A 23974-nucleotide genomic window follows, 5' to 3' on the forward strand; every position below is an offset into this window, starting at 1 on the left:
TCTACAAAGTAAAGACGCAGCAGGGAATCCCTCAAAAATCCTCGTCGCGATTCAGAAATTTATCGACGCTTCCTAAGGCGAGGTGGCTTTGGCAGCCGTAAAAGGTGAGAAGACGCCCTCCTGAGTTGGCGCAGCAGTTCGAGCTGCATCCGAACCAGATCACGGCCTGGTAGGCGCAACTTGTGAGTGACGCCGCCAAGGTCTCCGGTTCTGAACCGAGGGCTGGCCTGGCGGCGCCGGCCATCGACGTGAAGACGCTGCACGTCAAGATCGGCGAGTTGACGCTGTCCAACGATTTTTTGTCCGGCGCGCCCGGCAAGGCCGGCCTTCTGAGTGTGGATAGGCGTGGAATAAGTGGCTGTGCGGACCGACGAGGCGGACACCATTCAAATGCGCGCCCGCCTTGGCAGTGCCTCAGGACGGGAATTCGGCTTCGATGACCTCGACGCGATCGGAATGCATGGTCCAATCGGAAAGGCGGCCTGCCTCGCAGAAACGATCCTTCGCGAAAGCCACGGCTTCCAACTCGTTAACAGCGAGTGTCTCGACCGAGCCCTGGCACGACTCGAATACATGGCCCGTGTCGTTGAGGACCGTTTTATAAAAATTCACGATATAGTTGCTCAAGCTAATCTCCATCGTCGTGTGTGGTTTCGCCAATAGGTCCCGCCCGCCAATCCGACTCCCAAACGAGGGAATATCCGTTGGTTTTTGTGTCACTCGCCAAGCGAATCGGCCGAGCCCTGGATGTGATATGACCCTCGGACCGTCGTCGTCCCTGCGACACCCCACTTCGGCGTGGCTCCATTAATGCCGGCGTCTCGGGGGACGGCAGCGGCCATCGGCCCACAGGTAATCGGCGACGCAGTTCGCGATCCATTTTCCAGCAGTCATCCCTCGATAAAGCGAGGTGTATTGACAGATCACATCGTATTCATCGTCATTCCTACACGTCGGTTTTTGTAATGCAGAGATGGAGGTCCGTCTCTCAATGGCCACACCGGCGACGCGATGGCCACGACGCCGACCATCAACGTCGTGATCGTTGCCCACCATCTCACCGCGTTTGACTCGGCAAGTGGATACGACGATTAGCTTGACTTGGAACGACGCTCCGTAATGCTGCGGTGGTTCGCTTGCCAGGTCTAAGCTCGGACCTATGTTCCGTCAGTCTGTGATCTTCTTAGCGATGTGGACCTTCCAATAGTCGTCCACCTTTCGGCTGGTTTCGGCGTATTGGGCCGGCGTTAAGATCTGGTTTTTCCTCACCCCGGGGGCGTCATCCATGGCGCTCGTCGTGCTGTCCAAGACGAGAATATTCATGTTCGGCGTGGCCTTGATGTCGCTCCATGGCACCGGAACATAATTCTTGTCCAAGCCGAAAATGCCGCCTCGGCCAACGATCAGATACGCAATTGTGCCGGTCGTCGGGCTCAGGACGATGTCGTCGACGCTGCCAAGCCCTTGGTCGCTATGGTTCCGCAACTCGGTGCCGATCAACTGGTCCGAACGCACCGAAGTCGTTGTGCCGGCGATCGGCAGGGCGGCGGCGATCTGCTGCTGACGCCAAGCGGGACCGTTCACGAGCTTGGCATTGTCGTCGTGCATGTCGGCCAGATACTTTCCGTAGATGGAGCCCGTCGCCGACAGGACGTCCTCGCAGGCCTGTTGGCGTCCCTCTCTCGCTAGGATGTTTGCGGAAGCGAGTAGGGCTCGGATTTCGTATCCGGGACGGGCGTTCTGGAAGCCGATGCCGGCTGGTGGCCGATAGGCGCCCATCGGGTAGCCATAGCCGAAGCCCCATCCGCCCGCCGGGAATCCATATCCAAAGGCGGATCCTCCAAGCCAATACCCGTCCTTCTCGATCTTCGCATTGAAATCGCGCAGGTCATCGAGGCAGGATGCGGAAGGTTCTGCCACAGGGGAGGCCTGTGCCACCGGCGACGGTGGCACCTCGTCGTTATGGATTGGTGCGGTTTGCGTGGCGCCCGCTGCTGTCGTGAGAACCAAGGAGGCATATCCGGCAGTCAGCAAGGCGATCGTGAGGTGCTTGTTCATGGGAACGTCCCTTGTGCGAGGGGTTGCTTTGAGGTTCCCCCAGAGGCGCTTGGACGGCAGCGAGGATGATCGATCGCTTGGGATCCGCGCCGATGGCGGCACGAAACAGGCCCCGGACAGCAACCCTCCGCCGGGTTGCCATGTCCCTGGCTAGACGACAGCGATGTCGTTCTCGACGCCCGTCACGCCGGGAGCGCGCCAGGCGGTGTTGGCCGCGATCCACTTGTCATCGTAGGTGTGCACCGTTCCCGTGAGCCGGACCGCGCCGCCCGTGGCGCTGACCGAGACGTTGTCCTGGTAGAAGGACCACGATCGGTGCAGGGCGCTCTCGATGTCAGCTGAGATGTTTTTGGCGTTGGGACGCGGCTTGAGCGTAATCTGGTCCGAAACCCCGACGACGCCCGACAGCGGGCGGAGATCGTCGTGGGCGGCGTCCTTCTGGTATTTCCAGTCAACCTGTCCCGTCAGCGTGAGCCAGCCCTTTTCGACCCGCACCTTCACGGCGTCGCGCGGGACGGAGGTATCCCAGGCCAGTCGCTCGATCGCGGCGGCCCCGATCTCGTCGTCGGTTCGCTTCGTCTCGAACGGAAGCCGAACGTCGAGTTCCTCGGCCACGGCCTTGACGCCCTTGATCCGTGCGGCGGCGTTCTCGGCGGCGCGTTTCTCAAAGTAGCTGCTGACGTGACCACTCAGGGTTACGACACCATCCTTGGCGGCGACGCCAATATGGGCGGCGGTCACGCTCGGCTCCCAGGCGAGTTCGTCCTGCACAGATTTCTGGAGCTGACTGTCGTTGTTCATGGGGTTTCTTCCTTTGAAAATGATCAGCGCGCTCGGCACGCAGGCGATACTTCGGACCCTCCCGTCTGGAGAATGTCGAGGCTGCCGCAAAATCGCGGCGAGCTTGTCGCGCCCGACATCCTAACGACGAGCCTAGGCAGATCGGCCGCTCAAGGCGTGAACCGACTTCGCGGAACGACTATGCGAAAATGCGTAGACCAAAGGCTAGGACGTCGGCGTTGCATTCGACATCACGATATCAACACCGCCTGCATCGGCCGGCACCGATCAAAATGTCGTGCCCTGTCATCGCGGCCCCAGGTTCATGGAGAGATCATGCCGGATACCGTTCTCCAAGCGCCTTGAGTCGACGAGCTATTTATCGTCCTTGGGCTCAGCGCCCGAGCACAGGGCGCGAGCGGCGGTTGCAGGCTCAAAAACAACGGAGCGTTTTCGCATAGCGAGTATCGACTATTCGACCGACACAAATGATCGCACCATGTCGTTGATAAAGTGAAATTCGCCGTCAGGCCGGGCGGACCATGCTTCGGCCAGAAGCAATGTTTATTCGACTGATATTTCTTATGGCTTTTGGATACACTTGTCTGCTTTCGAAGACACCAAGCGTTATCGGGTAGTAAATATCGGGAGACGAGAATTTTCTGCCGAGCGCGATCGCTTCACATCAGGAGATGCCTATGCTGGATTGGGACGATCTTCGTTTCTTCCTTTCGATTGCTCGCTCGGGCAGCCTTTCGGGCGCCGCGAAGCATTTGCATGTGGCCCAGTCGACGGTAGGGCGCCGCCTCGCGTCCCTCGAGGACAGTCTCGGCGTCCGCCTTCTAAACCGAACTCCCGAAGGATATGTGCCCACGTTGGCGGGCGACGACGTCCGCAAGCAGGCGGAGCCCTCAGCTTCATTACGTCTAGGCTTTCCTCCACCGTCACCCGCACCACCGAATATCGATAGTGACTATGCGGATTCGCTCGAATGCGTGACGTTTACCGGAGCAGAGGGAACGATGTCTATTGCTGCTTGGGGATGCCAAGATCCCAACGTTTCGGTCCTCATGCAGTGTCGCGGACGCCGGACGCGTGAGGAGCGCCAATCGCGTTTCTTGTCACATCCGGCCGGAGCCCCTACCGCCTCCGGCCCGTCACAAGTCTGGCTTATGGCCTCCTTCCAAAGGGGTAAGAGATGCCACAACAGCAGACATCCTGCGTCCATCGGGGCAACACGTTCTTCGGCGTCGTCGATGTCATCGGAAGTGGTCCGGATCGCGTTGTCCGGGTGTGTTACAACGGAGCTGAAAGGGAAGCCGGCCTGGACGGCCTGACGCTCGAGATCGTCGCCTCATGGCCAAGCGCGGAGAGTTCACGCGACCAGTGGTGCGAACCAGCGCACGCCTCGATGCCGATCACAGTCGGCTCGCACGCGGCAAAGAACGCCAGCATCTCGGTCCGCCGCAACTTGCGGCGCAGCACGACCCTATCGGTCGCGTCGACGCCATGCAGCTGAAACACGTGCTTCGATGTATCCATGCCAATGCGGGCAATCTTCTCCAAGGACGGTCTCCATCGTCTGAGATCTGCGACCCACTCAGTCTGGCACAACGATGCCGAAAGGGGCCGTCCACACCAACACGGCCACCAGGAACGTCAGGGGGGCGCTGGGAAAAGAGCTGTCGGCGACGTGCTCGACCAGGGTCCTGCCGATCGGAACGGCGAAGGGACGCGGGTGATACCAGACCGCTGCGGCGAGCTTGTTGAAACCCAGGGCGGCCTCGGCGCCGCAGAACGCGAGCAGCAGTCCGCTCCGGTCCCCCCGTCCACCCCAGAGCCATAGGCTGGCGAGGAGGGGAGGAACGAGGAAGATCGCCCCCTGCGCGATGGCGATCGCCAGCAAGACCACTCCCGAGTTGGGGTGCTCAGGCGTGTTCAGGGCGAGAAAGACGGCTCGGTTCCAGGTTTCCATGTCATTCCTGCCCTTGATGATTGAGGTCGGCGGGCTCAGTCATGTTCCTCCTTGGAGGAGAGTCATGGTGCCCACCTGCGATGCCGTCTCCGGCAGCGCGCCTCGTGTATGGTGGTCCCTTCCGTTCGCGGAGTTCCTTTGCCGCCGGCAACCGGACCTCGGCCCTCAACCCTCCCCAGGTGCCGGTTTCCAGCGTGATCATGCCCCCGTAGGCCTCGCAGAGGTCGTCCACGATGGCGAGACCGAGGCCGCTGCCCGGCTTCGCTTGCGGAAGCCGGCCGCCACGACTCAGAGCCATCTCCCTGCGGTCGACGGAGATCCCTGGTCCATCGTCCTCCACCGCGATGCTGAGCGCTTCGCCCTCGGCGCGGGCGGAAAACGTGACGCGGCCGCGCGCCCATTTGGTCGCGTTCTCACCCAAGCAGCCAATCACCTCGGAGAGGTCCTGTGGATCGACATCCGCGTGCAGCTCCGGCGCGATCTCGATGGCGAAGTCGAGGCTGCGGCCGGCTGGCAGGCGGCTGAGGACCCCGACGATGCTCTGGACCATGGGAAGGAGCGGTTCCGCCATTCCGCGCGACACCCTCGTCCCGGCCCGTGCCTGCGCGAGTTCCCGCTCGACGGTCCGACGCATGGAGTCCGCGACACCCGCGATCTCGTCGGCAACCTGGTGTTCCCCCCGCACCCGCAGGGCCTCGGCGTCGCCCTGGAGCACCGCGAGCGGCGTGCGCAGGGCATGGGCGAGATCGGCCGCGCGCGCGCGGGCCTTGGTGATCGCGCCTTCCTGCGCCAGCAGGAGCAGGTCGACCTCGGCCGCAAGGGGAAGCACCTCATCGGGGAACTCGGCCCCCAGTTGCGTCCGACGACCGCCACGCACGTCGGCCAACCGGCTGCGAACAGCATCGAGCGGCCTCAGCCCGATGGTCACTTGCAGCCAACCGGCGCCGAGCAGAACGGCTCCCAGGGCGCAAAGAAAGGGAAGGAGATCGGTCAGGAAGTCCCGGGCGGCGGTGGTCAGCTCCGTCCTGTCGATTGCCACGACGGCGCGGACGTCGCCGCCGCCCATGGCCTTGGGGAGCCCGACGACGCGCTCCACCGCGAACAGGCTGGCACCCCCGGGACCGGGGATCACGTACTGGTGGACCGCGCCATCCGCGATCCTGTCGGCCGGCAGCGTGAGGGCCGCGTCCCAAAGCGAGCGTGAACGAAGCACAGCGCCACTCGGCTCGGGAGAGACCTGCCAGTAGAGCCCGCTCAACGGCTCCGCGAAGCGCGGTTCGGCCAGCGGTCGAGCGAGCTGCAACGCGCCGGTCGGCCCCCGTTCAATGCCGCTGACCAGCTGCCGGAGATGCAATCCGAGTTCGAGCGCGACCCGACGTTCGACGTGGCGTTCGAACAGGAAGTACAGGCCGACTCCGAAGACCGTGAAGACGACGACGATGGACACGGCGCCGCCGGCGAGCAGGCGAAGCTTGAGCGCGCCGCGCCTCATGCGTGCGCCGCGTCGGATATCATGTAGCCGAACCCACGCCGGGTCTGGATCAGCTCGACGCCGATCTTCCGGCGCAGGCGGCCGATCAGCACTTCGATCGCGTTGAGGTCGCGGTCGTGGTCATGGGAGTAGAGATGATCCATCAGCTCGGTCGGGGACACCACCCGTCCGGCGTGATGCATCAGGAAACTCAGACAACGATATTCGAGCGTCGTCAGGTTGACCGGTGCGCCGTCGACCGAGGCCAGCATCTTCCGCGTGTCGACGCTGACCGGCCCCGCGACCAGGAAGGCGGAGGCTCGGCCGGCAGCGCGGCGGGTCAGGGCCCGCACGCGCGCCATCAGTTCCTCCATGGCGAAGGGCTTGGTGAGATAATCGTCGGCCCCGCCGTCGATGCCTTGGACCCGCTCGGCCCAGGCCCCCCGAGCCGTGAGGATCAGTACGGGGAAATTCCGACCTTCCTCCCGCCAGCGGGCGAGGACCGCGAGGCCGTCCAGCTTCGGCAGGCCGAGATCGAGGATGACGACATCATAGTCCTGGGTGTCGCCCTCGAACCACGCGCTCTCGCCGTCCGAGACCACGTCGACGGCGTAGCTCGCGGCTTCGAGCACGGTTCTCACGTTGCGGACGATGCGGGGGTCGTCCTCGACGAGCAGGATGCGCATCAGTCGTCATCGTCCCTGACGGGCTTGCCCGAGGCGGCGTCGACGTAGACACGGCGCAGCTTGCCTCCGGGCGCGACGACCTTGAATTCGTAGATCCATCGGCCGTGTTCACGGGTGAATGCGGTGCCGACGACCTCGCCGCGCAACTGCTGCTTCGCCCTTGCCATCACCTCTGGAAGCGACAGCGCCTCGCCGCGCTCGACGGCCCCGAACGCACGATCGTGATCGTCGTCATCGTCGGCCCGCGCCGGCAGGACCGCCGTCGTCAGGACAATGCCCAACGTCAGGGCGGCTGCTGTGCGGAAGTACGACATTGTCGTTTGTCACACCTTTGAGCTGTCGAATGGCTGACACGGGCCAACCCACAACCTCGGTTTCGCTGCTTTCCGTTGAGTAGCGCAAGCCGGCCGAGGCTGCGAGGAAGCGATAGGCCCGTCGTGTCAGCGAGCCGACAGTTTCGGGCTGCTAGCCATGATCCATGACGCGCCGACAGGCCGCCATCGGAAGCATGCCATCGGCATGTCCATCCGTGACCCCGCGCACTGGAGTTCCTCATGGTTCGCACGACCCTACTCACCGCTGCCGCCCTCATGATCGCTGGACCGGCGTTCGCCACCGGTGGGTGCAGCACCGCATCCGCGTCCAAGTTCCAGCCGAAGGCAACGCTCGAAACTCAGCTCAAGGCCGAAGGGATGACCGTCCGCCAGATCAAGACCGAGAAGGGCTGCTACGAAGTCTATGCCGTCGACAAGGCCGGCAAGAAGGTAAACGCGGCCTACAACGCCGAAACACTCGCGAAGATGGCCGAAGCCGAAGCCGGTGAGAACTGATCCCGCGCCTTCGGTGAGCCTGGACGCGCGTCGGCCTCCACCCATGACGCGCATATGGGACCCCATCGTGCGCCTTTTCCACTGGAGCCTTGTCCTGAGCTTCAGCGTCGCGTGGTTCACGCCACGGTCGTCGGAAGCGTTGCATCACTGGGCCGGCTACGCCGCCGCCGCCCTGATCCTCATGCGCCTCCTTTGGGGCGTGGTCGGCACCCGTTACGCAAGGTTCTCGCAATTCGTTCGCGACCCCGCGACCGTCGCTCGCTACCTGTCGGACATCGTCAGTGGCAAGGAAGCGCGATACCTCGGGCACAATCCGGCGGGGGGCGTGATGGTCATGGTGCTGATCGCCGCCATGGCGAGCACCGCCCTGACAGGATGGATGATGATGACGGACGCCTACTTCGGTGTGGAGTGGGTCGAATCCGCCCACGAACTCGCAGCACACGGTCTCCTGGTGCTCGTCCTTCTCCACCTCGGCGGCGTCGTGTTAGCCAGCGTTCGCCACCGCGAGAACCTGGTCGGCGCGATGGTTTCGGGACGGAAACATGCGGCCGCCTTCGGCGACGTAGATGATTGAGCCGGATTTGAACGGTATCGCCTGTCGCGGCTGTCCCCCCAACCTGAGGTGCAGTGACAAAGCCTCCACGTTCGCTTCGGCGCGCTGCCATCCGACGGGTGACCCTGCCATGTTCTCGACCCGTCGGCCGGGGGTCATTCACCCGGAGAAGGAACAGGAAACGTCCCCACGCATCCTGGACATCATCAAGCGGCTCAAGTCGCTCAATGCGCATGATCGCAAGTTGCTGCGACTTTTGGAGGACCACGTTCGACGCGTGGTCGAGGAAGCCAAGACCGATCTACCCGTTTCGGACGACAACGACCCGAAACTCCCGCTCGAAACATTGCTGCGACCGTTGGAACATTGGCAGGTAGAGAGGCACTCCGCGTCCGGAAAGCCGTGCATCAGCCGATCCAGGCCGGTCAACCCAAGCATTTGTTCCGCCGCGAGTTGCCGAGGAGTGGAGTCGATCATCCCGGTGGAGGTCGCGTCGAAGTCAGGGGGGATGACTGCAATACACGGCGAGGTCGATACCTTGATCGAACCGGGATCGTGGATGGTCCGTCAACGCGCTGAGCCGCCATTCAGGCGTATTCGAAGCATAGAAGTGATTGCTCAAACCCGATTGCGGCACCGGCTTTGACCAGCACGACAACAAGCCAGTCGACGTGCGTTTCCGAAAACTCGACCCAAACACGAAGTGAGCATCCCGCGAGCGTCGCTCTCGGCGCTCGCCCTACTAGGACATGACCATGAACTTTCGAACCCATACCAGTTTGCTACTTTTGACCGGCGTTATGACGGCCGTAGGCGCGACGGCGGCGTTCGCCGATACGGTCGTGAAAGTGAGGCTGACCGGCGAGAGCCATGAGAAGATGGGCCTCGAAGCCGTGCCCCCGAGCGTTCCGGCGGGCAAGGTCGAGTTCGACGTCACGAACGCCGCGATGAAAACCGGCCATGAGATGATCCTGGTGAAGCTCGCGACCAAAGGCGAGACGCTTCCCCTCGATCCCGCCAAGCACCGCATCGACGAGAAGGCGATCAAATCGCTTGGCGAGGTGTCGAACCTCAAGGCGGGCGCCAACGGGGTTCTCAAGGCGAGCGTGACGCCCGGCGACTACATGCTGATCTGCAACATCAAGGGCCACTACGAGTCAGGGATGGCGGCGCCGTTCACCGTGACGCCTTGAGCGGCGCGGCGATGTCGCCCCGCGACCACGACAGCCGTCTTGCGCATGGCATCTTGCGGTTCCCTGCCGCGCAGCGTCTCGGCATCACGACGCGGGCCCTGCACTGGACAACCGCGGCGCTCGTCGCATGTGGTTTCGGCGCGGCTTGGCTGTTCAACGTTCTCGGTCCCGGGCCGACCGCGGCTACGCTGGTCGAGATCCATCGCTCAATCGGTCTCTGCATCCTGCTCGTCACCGTGGCGCGCGCGGTCTGGCGGATGATGCATCCCCTGCCACCCGTGCCGAGCGCGCCGTGGGAGCGGTGGCTGGCCGGGACGGTCCAGGCGCTGCTTTACCTTGCCCTGCTGACGATGCCGATCCTCGGTTGGCTCGGCAGCAATGCGCAAGGGGACACCGTCGCGTTTCTCGGCGTGATCTCACTGCCGGACCTCGTGGAGGCGAACCAAAACCTTGGCGACCGCCTGTTCGTTCTGCACGGCTGGCTGGGCTACGCTATCCTGGCGTTGCTTGCCATGCACATCGCCGGCGCGCTCCGGCACCGCTTCATCAAGAAGGATGGCGTCCTGCAACGCATGGCGATAGGTCAACCTATTGGGCGGGCGAGCGACGCCCGTCCCGGATAAAGATTCGCGCTCACGATCCGCCAGACGACGCGGCACCCGCCTGAATTCCCAGTTGCGCGATCCTCATTGTCCAGCACTGCCCGGAGAACAAAGGCGTGGTCGCTTCAGCGAACGCGGCATTTGTCCTGCTCCGGTCGTTGAGCGATAGATGAATTCCTATTGACCGGACCGCTGACCGGGTTCTCTTCCACGTTCGGTTGAACCCGATCGTCAGTAACATCGATCGAGTGGGGGCTTCATCTCACTCGGGAGGCGGCCTGGACTCGCGCACCTTGAGGACCCCAGCGAACGGTCGACACACAAGCGAAGGCGGTTTGTGCCGCGGCGCCGGCGTCCACGATCTCAGCGCGCTTGCACGAAAGCCGATCATCCTGAAGACGGACGACATCGGGGACCTCTCGATGCGGAACGGCAACGGTGCCCTGGCGCGCTCGGCATCAGCGTCGGGCGAAAGGCACATGCGGGAGCGCCCGGGCCAATCAGGCGAAACGCAGGTCTTCGCTAGACCCGAACGGGCGCTGGTTGTCCCACGACAGCTGCACCGCTGATAGCCCGACCTCGCTCAGGAAGTCGGCACGGGGCAGCTTGGCCCTGACGATGCGCCACGCCTGCTCCCTGTCCGTGCAGTTCACGTAGGCCGTGAGCGTCTCGCTGCCCATCGCGTTCCGGGCCACGTCGAACCTCCAGGCGATGAGGTCGTCCCGTGGTTCTGGCATTTCGTTTTCCTCGATGTCGTGAAGCGAAGTCGTCAGTGGCTCATGAGGCAGCAGACGGGCGTGCCTTGCAAAAGGTCTCCGGTCACCCCGCCGAACATCCATTCGCGCACCCGGCTATGGCCATAGGCGCCCAGGATGAGGACGCCCGCCCGCTCCTCCCGGACGATGGTGAGGATCGTTTCCGTCGCGGAGTCGTCCAGCGCTTCGACCCGGATGGAGGCCTCGATGCCATGGTTCGAGAGGTAGGTTGCCACATCCTCGGCGCTGCCACGGTCGGTCTCCGATCCCGCGGAGGCGATTACGACCGCTTCGGCAAGCTTGAGGAGCGGCAGGGCGTCCGCGATGGCTCGACGGGCTTCGCGCGTGTTCTTCCAGGCGATCACCATCCTGTCCAAGGCGACGCGGTCGAGGTTTGGCGGCACGACGAGGATTGGACGACCGATCCCCATCAGGAGAGCGCCGGTGCCGACACCAAGCAACCCGGCATCGCCATCCCGCTTACCGTGCCGCGTGACGATGAGGAGGTCGGCCGCACTGGCCTGATCGGAGATGAAGCTGACCGGCGACGCGATGGCCGACCGCCATGTCGCGACCGCATCGGGGTCGATCTCGCGACGGAAGAGGATCTCCGCCGCTTCCAGGTCGGCGGTCGCGCGATCCTGCTCGGCATCGAGCATGGATTGGTCAAGAGGTCCTCGTTCCGCCGAAACAGGCGTCATCATCTGCCGGGCCGCGACACCGATCAGCGAAGCGCCGAAGGTTTTTGCAAGGTGGCTCGCGAGTTTCACACGATCGGCGGCGGTCGGGCCGAGATCCACTGGGACCATCAGACAGGCGTAATTCAAGGCAACCTCCATGGCGTGATCGAGCCTGCGCCGTACCGGAACGGCTTGAGCAGGTCAGTTCGGTGGGGCGTGTCGGTTCGAAGCGAGGATGCAACCACCCTGCCGGTGGATGCTTGCAGCTCACGGCTTCGATCGGGATCGTTCACCGAGAGACAAACGGCGACGCAGTTCGCGATCCATCGATCGTTCGATAGGCCGCGATCGAGGTAGGCGTGGCGACAGATGACATCGCATTCATCGCGATCCTCCTGGCTCAATCCCTGCTGCGCGCGCGGTCGGCCTTGGACCTCAAAGGATGAAGCCCGCGTCATCGGCGCGGCGACCAGGGCGCCTGCAACCATCAGGATTATGGCTGACGTTGCCTTTCTCGACGCTTCCTTGGCGAAGGTGATCATCGTCAGGCCCCGCGCGTCATGGGGGCGGGAAGAACGGCGACCTGCGGGGCGGGTGCAAACATGCGGGGCCACTTGAACTCGCCCAGGCAGCGCAAGGCATTCAGGATGACCGCCACGTCGATGACCTCCTGGGTGAGCGCCCCCGCGAGCGGCGGCAGGTAGCCCGCGGCGGCCGCGATCATCCCCACGCCCGAAAGGCCGATGCCGGCGAACACGCTTTGCAGCGCGATGGCGCGCGTGCGTCGGGCGATCCCGATCGCCTCGGCGATGCGGTCCAGGCGGTCGACGAGCACGACGACGTCGGCGGCCTCGGCGGCCGCAGCGGCGCCGCGGGCTCCCAGGGCGACGCCGACATCGGCCAAGGCCAAGGCCGGCGCGTCGTTGATCCCGTCGCCCACCATCAGCGCGGGACCGCCCGCCGCTTCCGCACGGACAGCATCCACCTTGCCGGTCGGGGACATGTCGCTGAGGATCAGGTCGATGGGAAGCGCTCCGCAGGTCGCCTCGGCGACCGCCTTCCGGTCCCCCGTCACCAGGACGATGCGCTTCACGCCTTGGTCGCGGAAAGAGCGCAGTGTGGCTTCCGCGTCGTCGCGAACCTCATCGCGGAAAACGAGGGTGCCGGCGAAACGTCCGTCGATCCCGACCGATACGCTGCTGCTGCCGTCCGTGGTCGCAGGTGCATCCGTCATGTCCGGGGACGTCTTCCCGACGACGAAACCCGTCTGGCCGAGGACCACCTCCCGGCCTGCGACGACGCCGCTCAACCCGTCCCCCGCCGCCTCGACGACCCTCGAAGGCACGCTCAGTTCGAGGCCTTTCCCACGCGCCGCATCGACCAGCGCGACCGACATCGGGTGCGTGGAAGACTGCGCCAGCGATCCCGCGATCCGGACGAGGTCGTCGTCACGAACATCATCCGCCGCCACGATATCGCGCAGGGTGGCCTTTCCCGTGGTCAGCGTCCCCGTCTTGTCCATGAGGAGGGTCTTGATCCGGGCGAGTGTCTCCAGGGTCTGGGCCGACTTGACCAGGACGCCGCGCCGCGCGCACCAGGACATGCCGGACACGACGGCGACGGGAACCGCGAGGATCAGCGGACAAGGCGTCGCCACGACCAGCACCGCCAGTGCCCGGTGCCAGTCACCCGCGAAGAACCACGCACCGCCGGCAAGCGCCACGGTCACGGCTAGGAAGCCGATCGCATAGCGGTCCGCGAGCCGTGACATGGGCGCCTTGGACGCCCGTGCCGATTCGACGAGGTTGACCACGCCCGCATAAGTGCTGTCGGCAGCCGATCGCGACGCCACCAGGTCGAAGGGCGTCCCCCCGTTGGTCACGCCGCTCGCGACTGCGGAGCCGATGTCGTGCCGAACGGGCACCGCTTCTCCAGTCAGGGCCGCCTCGTCGAGCACCGCGGCACTGCCCTTCACGACGCCGTCCACCGGCAGGGCCTCTCCCGATCGGATCAGGAGCGTGTCGCCGGGCCGGATCGTCTCGATCGGTACAGTTTCGATCCGATCATCCCGTCGCACCTGGGCCGTCCGCGCGACACGGCCGAGCAGGGCCGTCATCTCCCTTTCGGCGGAGCCCTGCGCATAGCTTTCCAGCGCTTGGCCGCCCGCGAACATCAAGGCGACGACGACACCCGCCAGGTCCTCCCCGCCGATGAGCGCACCGCCCATCGCCAGCGCCGCCACGATGTCGAGCCCGACCTCGCCTCGCGCCAGGCTGACGACGCTGGTCAAGAGAAGCGTCAAAAGGACGGGTGCCGTGCCGCAGGCGAACGCCAATTGCGCAAGGTCGGTGCGATCGAACCACCAGAGCCCGGCCCCGCTCGCGAGACCCAGGGCGGGGATGACGAACAGGAACCGGGTGACCATACGAATGGCCCGATTCAACCATGACGTTTCCGGCACACGGGACGTCGCAACCTTGGCTCCCGCGATCTTGCCAGTGAGGGACGCCGTCTTCCAGGCAACTTGAGCCGACGCGACCAAGGTTTCTCCCTCGGGCGCCTCTCCCAGCGCTCCCTGCACGTAGAGAACCTCAATGGCCGCCATGGCGAACAAGGTGAGCGGCGCGGCAAGGAGGACGCCGACTGGACCGAGCAGGAGGCCGAAGGCGACGGTCGACAGGATGGCCAGGACCGGCGGGAACGACGTGGCCTCCGCCTGCACCATGGGGGTGATGAAGTTTCCCTCGACGAAATGAAGGCCGACATACATCAGCAGCACCGAAGCCGCGTATGCGGGTCCCTGGGTGAGGGCGACCAGGAAGGCCGGGATGGCGGCCAGGATCGCGCCGACGAAGGGGATGAAGCAAAGCAGGCCACCCATCAGGCCCAGCGCCGCCGCAGCCTCGATGCCGAGCAACCAGAGCCCGATCCCGCTCAGCACGCCGATGACCAGCATAACGACCATCTGGCCGACCAACCAGCGCTGGAGGACCCGCCCGCTGACGTTGATCAGTTGCTCGGCGACCGGACGCCGCGTCGGGGGAACCAGCCGAAGGCACAGGTGGCGGTAACGACCGGGCTGGGCAGCGATGTAGATCGCAACGAACAGGGCGACGACCCCGTATCCGAGCGCACGGATGACCGCGCCGGCTCCTGTGGTCAGGAGGGAGGTCGCCCAGCTCGCGGCGCCGACCAGGCTGGCGCCGTTCAACGGCCCGCCTATTTGCGCACGCAACTGGTCCAGGACCTGATGGCCATAGGGCTGGTTGTCGATCCAGCCGAGAGCGACCTTGAATCCGGCGGGAACGACCTTGGCGATATCGTCGAACTGCGCGGCCACGCTGGAACCGAAAATCCAAAAGGCGCCCCCCAGCGCGCCCACACCTACGAGCAGGACGCCTGCAAGCGAGACACCCTTCGGGATGCGGCCTTGAATCGATAGCGCTCGCGTCGCGGCGCAAAGCCCGATCGCGAGGAGGACGGCGCCGAAAAGAAGCACCAGGATGACACTGAGCCGCCAAATCGCGGCGGCGCACGCAGCGACGATAAGGATGACCAGCAAGCGGGCCGTGAAGCTTCCCAGCGCCAAGGCAGGGATCGGTGAGTTTGCCTGAGGATCGTTCATCGGTTGAGGTCCGCAGATCCGAAGCTGCGAAGGCGATCGACGCGCTGGAATCGCCAGAAAGGCACCGGAGAACGCTAGGCGGCGCGGCCATCGAGGGCATCAAGCAAGAGCGGATAGCGGCTATTCGGAAACGCCGCGCGCCAGGGGTCCAGAGCCTGCTCGATCCCACCCGTTCCAATTCGGCAGGGACGAACGAACTGAGGCGTTCGGTCCTTCCCGTCATGACGCCGCCGGTTCATTCCCTTTCCTCGTTCGCTTTGGAAGCGGATAGCACCGCCGCCGGAGTTGGTGACGCCGCTTGCCAGGCAGGGAGAATCGTCACGCCAAGGCGCCCTGGGCTTCGGCACAGACCTCCTCGACCGAAGCGTCGGCAGCGATCAAAACCCAATCTGCGGGCGTCACGGCCCTCTCGATCTGCGAGAGCAGCACGTCGCCGGTCGCGTCGGAGACGTCGCCGCGACGCTGGGCGACACGGTGGAGGAGAACCTCGCGAGGAGCGGTCAGCCATAGCCCCTGGAAGGCGACACCCTCCCGCTCGGCGACGTCGGCGATCGCGATGCTCTCGTCTCGCCTGTCGAAGACGGCATCCACCACGACGCCGTGCCCAAGGTGCAGGATGCGCGCGGCTTCGGAGCGGAGCTTCTCGTAGACCTAGGCCGAGACGGCCGGCAGGTAGGCCTCCGCCGGCAGCCTCGTCCGAGCCGGCACGCCGAAAAGGCGCTTCCGCGTCCGGTCGCTGCCGGTGACGCGGGCCCCCGGCGCCGGTCCGACCATGTCCGCGATCGACGCGGCCACCGTCGATTTGCCCGATCCCGAGAGGCCGCCGACCGCGACCAGCCGGGCGGGACGGGTTTCCAGCAAGGCGACCGCCAAGTCGAAGTAGGTCCTGGCTTCGCGCTCAAGACGGTCGACCCCGGCGGAAGCGCCCATCGCCTGCGTAGCGGTCACGTGCGCGCGGACGGCGGCCCGCACAGCCATGAAGAAGGGCAGCAGCGGCAGCCCGTCCGTTTCGTCGAGATCGTCCAGGTAGCGGTTGAGGGCGAGGTTGGCGTGCGCGTGCAAACCTCGGTCCCACAGGTCCATCAACAGGAACGCCAAGTCGTAGAGGATGTCCGTCGTCGCGAGGTCGTCGCTGAATTCCAGGCAATCAAACAGCATCGGTTCGCCAGCGACCAGACAGATGTTGCGTAGGTGGAGGTCCCCGTGTCCGTGGCGGATCTTCCCTGCGGCCCCTCGCGCATCCAGGAGCGGTGCGATGGCCGCCAACCGGGCGCGGAACTTCCCGGCGATCTGGGCTACCGAGTCCTTGCCAAAGATGGTCGTGCCCGCGAAGGCCTTCTCGTTGATGTGCAGGACCGCCTCCATCACCCCGTAACCGGACCGATGCCGATCGGGAGCGAGGGCGCCGTGGAAGACGGCCACCTGCCGCGCGAGTGCCTCGACCTGGGCGAAGGTCAGGTTGCCGGTGATCGCGAGGTTGTCCAGGAGGCGGTCTTGGTCGAAGCGGACCATCTCGACGACGGCATCGACCAGCGGACCGTCCCCATCCATGGCGAGGCCTCCGTCAGCCCCTCGCGTGACGCGACGGACGTCGCCGTACAGGAGCGGCGCCGTCCGCCTGTTCAGCGTGAGTTCCCGTTCGCAAGCAACCAGGCGATGGGCCGGCGTCGAGAAGTCGACATAGGGCAGCCGCACGGCCCTCTTGAGCTTCAACACCCGATGCCCTGCGAGGAGGATGATCGAGAGGTGGGTCTGCATCACCTTGATCGAGGCGGGGTCGTGACCCTCGGCGACAAGCGTTTTTAGAAATAAGATCGTGCCGCTCTGCGAATCCACGGCGTGTGTTTCCGGATCGACTGGCATGGAGCGTTCCTTTTCGAGAGGCGACGTCACGAACTCACGGTCCCCTCCGTTTCCGGCGAAGCCGCGACCATCTCCCACACGGCCATGAACATGGCCGCGACGACCGGCCCGACCACGAAGCCCAGCACCCCGCACGTCTCGATGCCGCCGAGCGTCGACAGGAGGACGACATAGTCCGGCATGGCCGTCGCCTTGCCGACCATCAGCGGGCGCAACGCGTTGTCGATCAGGCCGATCACGAACAGGCCGTAAGCGACGAGGACGACGCCCTGCCAAATCGCGCCCGTCGCCAGGAAATAGACCGCGACCGGAAGCCAGACCAGGGCGGCGCCGATGGCGGGCAGCAGCGACAGGAAGGCCATGAGGACGCCCCAGAGAAGCGCCGCATGCACGTCCAGGAACCAGAACCCGAGACCACCCAGCGCGCCCTGCACGCACGCCACGAAGATGTCGCCCGCCACCGTCGCCCGGATCACGACGACGAGCCGGTCGAAGAGGGTGAGCTTGCGGTCCGCGCGAAGCGGGATCGCGGCACGGACGCGTCCGGCGAGCGCGTGGCCGTCCCGAACGAGGAAGAACAGCAGGTAGAGCATGACCCCGAGGCTCACGACGACGCCGAACGTCCCCTGGCCGATGGACAGGACCTGCGTCGCGATCAGTTGGCTTCCACTGGCCAAGGCGGGTGTGAGCTTGTCACGAAGGGACGCGAGGTCCGTCAGGCCGAAGTGAGAGAGCGCCGTCCGTCCCCACGACGGCAGGGCGTCGACGGCGGGCTGGAACCATTGGACGAGGTCGAGGTCCCCCGATCGGATCCTGCCGTAGACATCGGTGGCTTCCCCCGCCAAGGCGGCAGCGATGAGCGCGAGAGGCAGCACGACCATGAGGAGGATGAGGAGGACCGTCACGATGGCGGCCCAGTTGCCCCTCCCGGCCAGGAGCCGCAGGAGCCGGGCGTGCATCGGCTCGAACACGATGGCGATGACGACCGCCCAGAAGATCGCGGCGAGGAAGGGCCACAGGATCCACGCGAAGGCGAGCGTCGCGACCGCAATGATCAGGAGGAACGATCTCGACTCGATCGAACGCGAATGAGGCCCCTTCGCACCGGCCCCGTCGACCGAAGCGACGTGTCGATGCGGGTCCACGTCCGGCTTCCCGGGCTCGGCCGTCAACACGGAGCCGGACTCCGAACGAGCTTGGCGACTTCCAGCGCGATCAGGGGAATGGAGCCGATCGCGAGCAGGACCAGGAGGTCCCGCAGCGGCACGACCGCGACCTTCATGACCTGGGCGAGCATTGGGATTTCCTGGATGAACACCTGCGCCAGAACGCCCAGCGCCACCACGCCGACCAGTGGGAGGTTGCCCAGGAAGGGAACCTTGAGGATCGACCGCGACGCGCTTCGCGCCCCGAACGACCGGAGCAGTTCCGCGAAGACGAGGACCGAGAACGCGTAGGTCCGGGCGGCTTCGAGCGTCCCGGACTTGAGAACGTAGACGAAGACCGCGACGGCAACTCCGCCCGTGAGAACGCCGGTCAGGAGCATCGTTTCGACGAAGCGGCGGTTGGTGATGCGTTCGCCTGCCGGGCGCGGCGGACGGCCCATGACGTCGGGGTCGATCGGATCGGCGGCGAGGCAGAGGGCCGGCAGGCCGTCCGTGACGAGGTTGATCCATAGCAGATGGATCGGCAGCAGCGGCGCCGGGAGCCCCACGCCGATCGCGACGGTCATGACCAGGAGTTCGCCGGTGTTGCCGGCCAGCAGGTACTGCAAGGTTTTTCGGATGTTGTCGAAGACGCCTCGCCCCTCCTTAACGGCGTGGACGATCGTGGCGAAGTCATCATCCGTGATGATGATGTCGGCGGCCTGCTTGGCGACCTCCGTGCCCGTTCGGCCCATGGCGATGCCGACATCGGCGCCCTTGATGGCCGGGGCGTCGTTGACGCCGTCGCCCGTCATGGCGACGACGGCTCGGTCGCTTTTCAGGGCGCGGACGATGCGGAGCTTGTGGGCGGCCGTCACGCGTGCGTAGACGCCGGCAGTTGCGGCCCGCCGATGCAAGTCTTCGTCCGACATGGCGTCGAGTCGCGTGCCCGTGATGGGGCTGCCGTCCGACACGATCCCGAGTTCGTGCGCGATGGCAGCGGCGGTGCGGGGATGGTCGCCCGTGATCATGACGACGCGGATGCCGGCCCGCCGACATGTCACGATGGCTTCCTTCGCCTCCGGTCGCGGCGGGTCGTACATGCCCGACAGGCCCACGAACACCATGTCGCGTTCGGCCGCGTCCGCCGTGGTCACCGATATCGTCGTGTCGTCGAGATCGCGGTAAGCCGATCCCAGGACGCGCAGCGCCTGGGCCGACAGCGTCGCGATCCAGTCGAGGACCTGGGTTCGATCCTGCTCCGTGAGCCGCCTGACGCCCGCATAGGACAGGATCCGGTCGCAACGCAGCAGCAGCGCCTCCGGTGCCCCGTTGGACAGGACGCGAAGGCCGCCACCCGGCATCCGGCGCACGACCGAGCTTCGCTTGCGATCGGAGTCGAACGGGAAGGCCCGCTCCTTCGGACATTCCTTGTCGAGCAGCACGCGATCCGCACCGGCCTTGCCGCCGGCCGAGAGCAACGCCCCTTCGGTCGGGTCGCCGACCGTCGTCCAGACACCCTTGTCCTCGACGAGATGCGCATCGTTGCAGCCGAGATGGATGCTCGCGAGGACGAGCAGTGCGGTCGCCTGTTGCCTGCTCGGCGGCTTGGAATCGATGCTGATCTTCCCGGCGGGACCGTAGCCCTGCCCGGCGACCTCAAAGGTTTGTCCAGCCACGAAGAGGGCCCTGACGGTCATCTCGCCGACGGTCAGGGTGCCGGTCTTGTCCGTGCAGATGACTGTGGTCGATCCCAATGTTTCGACCGCGGGAAGACGACGCACAAGGGCCCGATGCCGCGACATCCGCATGACGCCGACCGCGAGCGCGACCGTCACGACCGCCGGCAATCCCTCCGGCATGGCCGCGACCGCCAGGCTGACCGAGGTCAGGAACAGATCCAGGACCTTCGTGCCGCGCCACAGAACCAGGCCGAACAGCAGGGCGACGATGGCGAGCGTCGCCCAGATGAGGAGATAGCCGAGGCGATCGAGCTTCCGTTGCAGCGGGGTCCCCGCATCACGGCCGGCGTCCGTGATGAGCCCGGCGATGCGGCCGATCTCGGTGTCCATGGCGGTCGCCACGACCATGGCCTGCCCGGTTCCCGCCGTGACGCTCGTCCCCATGAAGACCATGTTGGAGCGGTCGCCAAGGGGCGTGTTCGCGCGGACCAGGGCGGAGCACTGTTTGGCCGAGACCTCCGACTCGCCCGTGAGCGCGGACTCGCCGCACGTGAGCGCGTTCGCCTCGAACAACCGTGCGTCGGCGGCGACGAGGTCGCCCGCATCGAGGATGAGCACGTCACCGACGACGATTTCCGAGGCGACGATCGTGCGGACGGCACCGTCCCGCCTGACCTTCGCATGCGGCGCCGTCATGGTCTTCAGGGCGGCGATGGACCGTTCCGCGCTGTATTCCTGGTAGAAGCCGATCCCCGCGTTGAGGACGACGATCGCGAGGATGGCGGCCGCATCCACCCATTCGCCCAACGTCGCCGAGACGACACTCGCGGCGATCAGGATCCAAATGATGACGCTCTTGAACTGGGTGATAACGAGGTGGAGCGCGCTGACCTTCGACCCGTCCGTGAGGGCGTTGGGCCCGTCCGAGGTCAGCCGGGCCGCCGCGACCTCGCGCGTCAGCCCTTTCGACGACGAAGCGAGGCAATCGGAAACCTGGACGATGGACAACGCATGCCATGCTTTCGACAGGTTGGTGCCCGGCTTGACAGGGCTTGTCGACATGTCGATGGCGGGATCTTGCGTCACGGTGGACCTCGACATTGCGTCCACCTGGAATAGCGGCCTGGGGAAGGTATCCTTCAGCCGCTCCATGACAGCGACCGTTACTAACGGACCGGTCCCAAGATGACTTCTCCTTGATTCCGCTAGCCAGTGTCAGCTTTACATTGTTGTGGACGCCGAATTGTGCGGCATATCTCGATAGCGGCTAAGCGTAAGCGCAAGATCCTATTCGTTGACCAAACCCTCGCACGCTGGCGTAATGGAACTCTGTAGAGCGAGATCCGTCGCTCCACGCCGGCACGTCGAACGACCGGTCGCGCGGCTTCAAAGCCTCGTGGGAAACCAAGGTCCGGTCAAATGAAAATGCTTCAAAACGCGGCAGTCTTTGCCGTCGCGATCCTCTCTACGGGAACGGTGCAGGCGTTGCCGTTGCCTCCGGCCAAGGATGCGCATCCGACCGTTTTGACTTTGGTGGCCGACGGCTGCGGTTCGTTCTCCCACAGGGGTCAAGACGACAGGTGCCACCGAAATCAGCTTCCCTCGGGCACCAAGTTCCTGCTCGACCATCACCGAGGAGCGTCAGAGGGTCGGGATCGCAATCGTAATGGATCAACTCGCGCGCCACGATCCGACGATGTCGAGCAGAACGAGGACGACTGAACTCATAATTGGGGCGCAGTGCGAAATGGTAGAGGACAGGTGACTTCGATTCGCATTCAGCGATCGATGTATAGGGCCCAGGCCAGCGGGATCGTCTTCCCGCGTTCGTCATCGTTTACAAATAGGTCCGACCGCACGTTCTAGACGAAGCGAAGGTCCTCTTGCTTCCCGACCCTCGACTTGCCCGGTGCCCGGGAAGCTGAAGCGCTGGAGCGTGGTTGTCTGTCGCCTCTTTTCTGGGCGGTCGAGTCCGACTGAAGCTGAATTCGGCTCCCGCCATGGAGGCGCACGTGGCGCAATGTGGTCCTCTGTACAGCACGCTGAGGATGAGGTGGACGTCCAGTGGCACTGGCACCGTTTAGGACCCGCGGTCTACATTTCGATCCGCGAACGAGGCCAGGCCAACAGGGCATTGAAAATAACCGCTACCGAAAAGGCTTTCTATCATGACAAGCTTCGAAGCCCGGGCGGCCGCCGTTCTGCTCTTCTGCACGGCCGCAGGCGGACCCGCTGTAGCCCTCGAACCGAACGAGCAGCGGGGGCAGACCTTTGCGCAAACCAATTGCGCCATGTGTCACGCGATCGGACGGCACGAGAAGTCTCAAATCTCAGAAGCTCCGCCGTTCCGAACCCTTCACGAGCGTTACGATGTTGACGACCTGAAAGAATCTTTTGTCGAGGGCATCCTGACGGGACACCCGAGCATGCCGCAGTGGCGGCTTGACCCAGGGCAGATCACCGATCTGCTCGCGTATATGAAAACGCTGGAACACTGAGGGCGGCATGACTCTTGAACCCTAAATGGCGTGGTGAGCACGATCGGTTTGGCTCGCGTGTTGTCGGGTGATGCCTTTGCGGCGAGCGCGAGGATCGGGGCGCCAGCGGCCACCGTCAGGATCAGAGCCGACCGTCCAAATGCGCTGCCTTCGCAGAAACACCCTTGATCAGGCCACGCGCTCCGTGGGTGTGGGCACGGCGATAACAGCCGGCGGCTGCATCAAGAACCCGGGCCACTTCAGCTCGCCGAGGCAACGAAGGCATTCAGGATGACCGCCACGTCGATGACCTCCCGTGTGAGCGCTCCCGCCGGCGGCCGCGACCATCCCCAGGTCTGGCAGACCAATGCCCAGCAATCACGCTTTGCAGCGCGATGGCGCGCGTGCGCCGCGCGAACCTGATCGCCTTGGCGATGCAGTCCAGGCGGTAGACGAATACGACGTCGGCGGCCTCGGCTATCGGCCGCAACAAGTCCCGCCTGCTACGGGCGAGCCGGTCGAGCCGAGTCACCAGCAGGACGTCCCCGGCCTGGACGGAAGCGACGGCGCGCTTCAAGCCGGCACGGTCGGTCACCACGCCGGACCCCTTCTCTTGGTGGATGGCCGAGGCACCGGCCGCCTTCAGTTCGGCGACTTGCGCGTCGAGGGATTGGCCGTCCGTCGATACCCTGGCGTAGCCGATGACGGCCAAGTGAGTCTCTCCGATTTCGCACCCGAGATTCGTACAAACTAAGCCGCTGATCCAACCGGCCCCGGCGATGTCGTTGCGGAGTTACTGCAAATCGCGCGGGCACGAACGGCCGCTTTTGAGAAGGGACGCAATACCGCTGAACGATCTCGATGGGCGCAAGTCGGTCAATGCAGATGCTACTTTCGAAAATTCTTTGGAGAACACCAACTTACTTGACATGCAATCACAGAGTGTATTACCTTACGTGAGGTTGCGATGATTGCAGCCCGATCGAGGCGCAAACCATGAGCGCACAAGACTTCGTTGACGCAAGGCCAACAACGCCCGAACGAAAACTCCACCGCGCAGCGATTTCAGGCCCCCTCCGGGGCCTTCTTCATTTCGGGAGATCCTTATGAACGACCAAGCCTCGGCAGTGACCCTGCCTGACAGCTTCCTCCCCCACATCGCCGTGTTCGGGCTCGACGAAAGCCGCAAGGCGCATGCATCGGTCTTTGCCCAGTCGGATGCGGAACTGGCGCAAAGGGCGGCCAGCTTGATGGGCCTGCATGTGCTGCTGCTCGACAGCCCTGAGCATCACAGTGCGGCCCGAAGGCTGCCCAAGGGGCGGGTTTTCGCCAGCGGCAAGGCCTTCGTGCCCTTCGTCAAAAAGGCGCTGTATGACGAATTATGCGGCTTTGGTGGGGTCAACCCGAATGAGGTCGTGCTTCCGCAACGGGAGGCTAACAATGCCGATGGCGCGAAGGATATATCGGAGACAGCGCCACTGATCCTGAACTACCCGGAGGATTGGACCCGCATTCGCCAAGGCAGTGTGGTTCTGGCTATCGATCAGCCTGAAGACGGCTGGTGCGATGCCGTCGTCACCGAGACGCAGCCGGACG

The 23974-nt window shown here is 64.7% G+C and carries 23 protein-coding genes and 3 pseudogenes; 9 read left to right on the top strand and 17 right to left on the bottom strand.

All coding sequences use genetic code 11. The features are described 5' to 3' along the window. Positions 1 to 82: 82 nt before the first annotated feature. Positions 83 to 334 (top strand): annotated as a pseudogene (locus M8523_RS32640) (IS3 family transposase); the annotation flags it as partial. An 80-nt stretch (positions 335 to 414) separates the two neighbouring features. On the opposite strand, the gene M8523_RS32645 reads toward M8523_RS32640, so the two are convergent. The 3 genes from M8523_RS32645 to M8523_RS32655 all read right to left on the bottom strand — a co-directional run bounded on the left by M8523_RS32645 (position 415) and on the right by M8523_RS32655 (position 2859). Next, positions 415 to 627 carry a hypothetical protein gene (locus M8523_RS32645; RefSeq protein ID WP_282589018.1) on the bottom strand — a complete coding sequence of 71 codons (213 nt, stop codon included), beginning with the start codon at positions 625 to 627 and terminating at the stop codon, positions 415 to 417. 540 nt (positions 628 to 1167) lie between these two features. After that, entirely contained in the window at positions 1168 to 2058 is an 891-nt protein-coding gene (locus tag M8523_RS32650; protein WP_282589019.1) for a PRC-barrel domain-containing protein, read from the bottom strand. 150 nt (positions 2059 to 2208) lie between these two features. Then, on the bottom strand, positions 2209 to 2859 hold the full coding sequence (locus tag M8523_RS32655) for a BON domain-containing protein (protein ID WP_282589020.1): 651 nt from the start codon (positions 2857 to 2859) through the stop codon (positions 2209 to 2211). A 677-nt stretch (positions 2860 to 3536) separates the two neighbouring features. Between M8523_RS32655 and M8523_RS32660 the strand changes: the two genes are divergently transcribed. Then, complete coding sequence (locus tag M8523_RS32660; protein ID WP_282589021.1) at positions 3537 to 4175, top strand: LysR family transcriptional regulator; 639 nt, start codon at positions 3537 to 3539, stop codon at positions 4173 to 4175. Positions 4176 to 4182: 7 nt separating this feature from the next. Here M8523_RS32660 and M8523_RS32665 read toward each other — a convergent pair. The 5 genes and pseudogenes from M8523_RS32665 to M8523_RS32685 all read right to left on the bottom strand — a co-directional run. Beyond that, positions 4183 to 4404, bottom strand: a pseudogene (locus tag M8523_RS32665) (IS110 family transposase); the annotation flags it as partial. 34 nt (positions 4405 to 4438) lie between these two features. Continuing rightward, positions 4439 to 4813, bottom strand: coding sequence for a phosphatase PAP2 family protein (locus M8523_RS32670; protein ID WP_282589022.1), 375 nt, complete (start codon positions 4811 to 4813; stop codon positions 4439 to 4441). A gap of 1 nt (position 4814) precedes the next feature. After that, positions 4815 to 6305 (bottom strand): ATP-binding protein, encoded by a 1491-nt coding sequence (locus M8523_RS32675; protein WP_282589023.1) that lies wholly within the window; start codon positions 6303 to 6305, stop codon positions 4815 to 4817. Then, entirely contained in the window at positions 6302 to 6970 is a 669-nt protein-coding gene (locus tag M8523_RS32680; protein WP_282589024.1) for a response regulator transcription factor, read from the bottom strand. The genes M8523_RS32675 and M8523_RS32680 overlap by 4 nt, the downstream gene beginning before the upstream one ends. Then, a complete protein-coding gene (locus M8523_RS32685) occupies positions 6970 to 7284 on the bottom strand; it encodes a PepSY domain-containing protein (RefSeq protein ID WP_282589025.1) in 315 nt (104 codons plus the stop codon). The genes M8523_RS32680 and M8523_RS32685 overlap by 1 nt, the downstream gene beginning before the upstream one ends. A gap of 240 nt (positions 7285 to 7524) precedes the next feature. Here M8523_RS32685 and M8523_RS32690 point away from each other — a divergent pair, with 240 nt between their 5' ends. The 5 genes from M8523_RS32690 (at position 7525) to M8523_RS32710 (ending at position 10172) form a co-directional block, all read left to right on the top strand. Beyond that, the gene (locus M8523_RS32690; protein WP_282589026.1) at positions 7525 to 7800 is read left to right on the top strand and encodes a PepSY domain-containing protein; all 276 of its coding nucleotides are present in this window, start codon (positions 7525 to 7527) and stop codon (positions 7798 to 7800) included. A 43-nt stretch (positions 7801 to 7843) separates the two neighbouring features. Beyond that, positions 7844 to 8377 (top strand): cytochrome b/b6 domain-containing protein, encoded by a 534-nt coding sequence (locus M8523_RS32695; RefSeq protein ID WP_282589027.1) that lies wholly within the window; start codon positions 7844 to 7846, stop codon positions 8375 to 8377. Then, positions 8370 to 9002: a hypothetical protein gene (locus M8523_RS32700; protein ID WP_282589028.1), complete on the top strand. Its 633-nt coding sequence runs from the start codon at positions 8370 to 8372 to the stop codon at positions 9000 to 9002. The genes M8523_RS32695 and M8523_RS32700 overlap by 8 nt, the downstream gene beginning before the upstream one ends. 109 nt (positions 9003 to 9111) lie before the next feature. Beyond that, positions 9112 to 9549: a sulfocyanin-like copper-binding protein gene (locus M8523_RS32705; RefSeq protein WP_282589029.1), complete on the top strand. Its 438-nt coding sequence runs from the start codon at positions 9112 to 9114 to the stop codon at positions 9547 to 9549. 11 nt (positions 9550 to 9560) lie between these two features. Further along, entirely contained in the window at positions 9561 to 10172 is a 612-nt protein-coding gene (locus M8523_RS32710) for a cytochrome b (RefSeq protein ID WP_282589030.1), read from the top strand. A 479-nt stretch (positions 10173 to 10651) separates the two neighbouring features. Here the strand turns inward: M8523_RS32710 and M8523_RS32715 are convergent, their stop codons facing one another. From M8523_RS32715 to M8523_RS32750, 8 genes and pseudogenes are all read right to left on the bottom strand, one after another. Continuing rightward, positions 10652 to 10888 (bottom strand): hypothetical protein, encoded by a 237-nt coding sequence (locus tag M8523_RS32715; protein ID WP_282589031.1) that lies wholly within the window; start codon positions 10886 to 10888, stop codon positions 10652 to 10654. 32 nt (positions 10889 to 10920) lie between these two features. Then, positions 10921 to 11745 (bottom strand): putative universal stress family protein, encoded by an 825-nt coding sequence (locus tag M8523_RS32720; RefSeq protein WP_282589032.1) that lies wholly within the window; start codon positions 11743 to 11745, stop codon positions 10921 to 10923. After that, positions 11730 to 12128, bottom strand: coding sequence for a hypothetical protein (locus M8523_RS32725; RefSeq protein ID WP_282589033.1), 399 nt, complete (start codon positions 12126 to 12128; stop codon positions 11730 to 11732). Before M8523_RS32725 ends, M8523_RS32720 begins: the two co-directional genes overlap by 16 nt. A 2-nt stretch (positions 12129 to 12130) precedes the next feature. Next, positions 12131 to 15211: a heavy metal translocating P-type ATPase gene (locus M8523_RS32730; RefSeq protein WP_282589034.1), complete on the bottom strand. Its 3081-nt coding sequence runs from the start codon at positions 15209 to 15211 to the stop codon at positions 12131 to 12133. A 318-nt stretch (positions 15212 to 15529) separates the two neighbouring features. After that, a pseudogene (locus M8523_RS32735) lies at positions 15530 to 15847 on the bottom strand (P-loop nucleotide/nucleoside kinase family protein); the annotation flags it as partial. A 15-nt stretch (positions 15848 to 15862) separates the two neighbouring features. Then, the gene (locus M8523_RS32740; RefSeq protein ID WP_282589035.1) at positions 15863 to 17074 is read right to left on the bottom strand and encodes a bifunctional aminoglycoside phosphotransferase/ATP-binding protein; all 1212 of its coding nucleotides are present in this window, start codon (positions 17072 to 17074) and stop codon (positions 15863 to 15865) included. Between the two features lie 26 nt (positions 17075 to 17100). Further along, on the bottom strand, positions 17101 to 18219 hold the full coding sequence (locus M8523_RS32745; RefSeq protein ID WP_282589036.1) for an AI-2E family transporter: 1119 nt from the start codon (positions 18217 to 18219) through the stop codon (positions 17101 to 17103). A 23-nt stretch (positions 18220 to 18242) separates the two neighbouring features. Then, positions 18243 to 21002 (bottom strand): cation-translocating P-type ATPase, encoded by a 2760-nt coding sequence (locus M8523_RS32750; RefSeq protein ID WP_282589037.1) that lies wholly within the window; start codon positions 21000 to 21002, stop codon positions 18243 to 18245. Positions 21003 to 22069: 1067 nt separating this feature from the next. Between M8523_RS32750 and M8523_RS32755 the strand changes: the two genes are divergently transcribed. After that, the gene (locus tag M8523_RS32755) at positions 22070 to 22399 is read left to right on the top strand and encodes a c-type cytochrome (protein WP_282589038.1); all 330 of its coding nucleotides are present in this window, start codon (positions 22070 to 22072) and stop codon (positions 22397 to 22399) included. A 265-nt stretch (positions 22400 to 22664) separates the two neighbouring features. Here M8523_RS32755 and M8523_RS32760 read toward each other — a convergent pair whose 3' ends face one another. After that, positions 22665 to 23090, bottom strand: coding sequence for a recombinase family protein (locus M8523_RS32760; RefSeq protein WP_282589039.1), 426 nt, complete (start codon positions 23088 to 23090; stop codon positions 22665 to 22667). 394 nt (positions 23091 to 23484) lie between these two features. On the opposite strand from M8523_RS32760, the gene M8523_RS32765 reads away from it, so the two are divergent. Further along, positions 23485 to 23974: hypothetical protein (locus M8523_RS32765; protein ID WP_282589040.1), on the top strand; the 490-nt coding region annotated here is incomplete at its 3' end.

The sequence above is a fragment of the Lichenifustis flavocetrariae genome, from assembly GCF_026130545.1.
Classification (GTDB): Bacteria; Pseudomonadota; Alphaproteobacteria; order Rhizobiales; family Beijerinckiaceae; genus Lichenihabitans; species Lichenihabitans flavocetrariae.